1 protein-coding gene is annotated in these 2,275 nt (G+C 58.9%); it reads right to left on the bottom strand.

Annotated features, from left to right (window positions below):
- On the bottom strand, positions 1–1,841 hold a 1,841-nt coding region (gene recQ / locus GXX82_11125; protein NLT23588.1), incomplete at its 3' end, for a DNA helicase RecQ.
- Positions 1,842–2,275: the final 434 nt, after the last annotated feature.

The raw sequence follows: 2,275 nt of genomic DNA, 5'->3' as shown, positions 1-2,275 counted from the left end.
TTATGTTTCCTTATTTCTTCGAGGAAGATCTCCCCGTACTTTTCCAGTTTTGCCTGGCCGATGCCGGAGATGGTGAGCATTTCCTCCAGTGTTTGCGGCAGGCGTGTCGCCATTTCCCTGAGGGTGCTGTCGTGGAATACGGTGTACGCGGGGAGCGAGGACGCTCTGGCGAGCTCTCCTCGCAGTGAGCGAAGACGTTCCCAGAGGTCAGGGTCAAAGGCGAAGCTCTCCGTGTCGACCTTCGCGGTCTTTGTTCCTTCCTTTTTGAGGTTCTTTTTTCCCGTCTTCCTTGCGGAAGGGGAGGGATCCCTGCGGAGTTCGAACACCTCGTCTCCTCTCAGTACGGGGTGGCACCTGCCCGACAGGCGCAGCCCCCCCTTCTTTTCCATGTCCACCTTCATGAGCCCCGCGGCGACAAGCTGCCTGTACACGGACCTCCATTCATATGCCGACAGCTCCCTGCCTATGCCGAATGTGGACACTCTGTCGTGGCCGAAGGCCCGGATGCGTGCGGTGTCCTTTCCGAGAAGCACGTCGACGAGATGGTTGACCCCGAACATCTGACCTGTCCTGTAGGCACACGAGAGTGCCTTCTGCGCGAACACGGTGCCGTCCATGACCTCCGCGTTGCCGAGGCATGTGTCGCAGTTGCCGCAGGGGTCCGCAAGGGCCTCTCCGAAGTACCCGAGGAGTACCTGCCGGCGGCAGCGCGCGGTCTCGGAGTAGCCGAGCATCGCTTCCATCTTGCGGTACTGGATCGCCTTGAAGTCTTCGTCTCCCGGTGAGGTGTCGAGCATCTGCCGGAGCATGACGACGTCGGCCAGGCTGTAGACCATCCACGCGTCCGCCGGTTCCCCGTCGCGCCCCGCGCGCCCTGTTTCCTGGTAATAGCCTTCCAGGGTCCGAGGAAGATTGAGGTGGGCGACAAAGCGTATGTCGGGTTTGTTTATGCCCATGCCAAAGGCTATCGTTGCCACCATGATGGTATCCTCACCGTCGAGGAATTCCCGCTGGTGCCGCAGTCTCACCTCGCGATCGAGGCCCGCGTGATAGGGCAGGGCGGGTAACCCTTTCTCCCGAAGGAATCGCGCGATCTCTTCCGTCTTCTTCCTTGTCATGCAATAAACGATGCCCGACTGCCCGGGGTGCTCTGATCTGATGAAGTCGAGAAGCTGGTCCTTTTCCCTTTCCTTGATCTCCACCCTGTACCGTATGTTGGGCCTGTCGAAGCTCGTGATGAAGTGTCTCGCACCGGCCAGGCGCAGTTTGTCGATGATCTCCCGTCTCGTGGTCTCGTCGGCCGTCGCGGTGAGCGCCACCCGCGGGACACCGGGGAATTTTCCCGCCAGGATGCCGAGCTCCAGGTATTCCGGCCGGAAATCGTGTCCCCACTGGGAGACGCAGTGCGCCTCGTCTATCGCGAAGAGGGCTATCTCCATCCTGTCAAGAAGGGCAATGAAGCCATCGGTGACGAGCCTCTCGGGTGCCACGTAGAGAAGATCGATACCGCCTTCCACGGCACTCTTTTCGATGGAACGTGCCTTGCGTGCATCGAGGGTGGAATTGAGGAAACCGGCCTTGATGCCCAGTTCCCGCACCGCGTCCACCTGGTCCTGCATGAGGGCGATAAGAGGGGAGACGACGACACACACGCCCCGCCGGATCAGTGCCGGGATCTGGTAACACAGCGATTTCCCGCTGCCCGTGGGCATGAGCACGAAGGCATCCCCCCCGGCGACAAGATGGTCGATGATCTTCTCCTGGTGGGTGCGGAACGACGCGTATCCGAAATATTTCCTCAATACCTCCCGCGGCGACATGCTGATACCTGCTGTTCCCATAAAGAACCCTCGCTCAACGTAATTGGCCCGCCACCATATTACCCCAACGGGCCACTTAAAACCACACCGGAGACATATTACTTTTGAGGAGGAATAAAAAGTACTGTAAAGGAGAATAATTCTGGGGTCCCGTCGCCGGCCGCAGGCCGGAACCCAGTTGCCTCTTGTCCCACGCTTCTTCTGGATTCCGGCCTAAAGCCGGAATGACGAAAACGAACGTTCAAGCCATTCAAGCGGTTGCTATGATAGAAGTCAACAGTTAATGTCTACCAGCTCTCTTTTTCCTTCACCTCACATCTCTCTCACGCGAGGCCGATGACAGATCCACACTGTCGGCGGCCGAAGTGCCCTTCCCGTGGACCGACAACCGCGGGGACCGACAAAAGGGTGCTTTGCAAGCTGCTATTCGTGGTGTGACCACAGGGTGATACCTC

The organism is Syntrophorhabdus sp. (assembly GCA_012719415.1).
Lineage (GTDB): Bacteria > Desulfobacterota > Syntrophorhabdia > Syntrophorhabdales > Syntrophorhabdaceae > Delta-02.
Note: the sequence above shows the minus strand (reverse complement) of the source record. Positions and strands in the feature narration are given on the sequence as shown.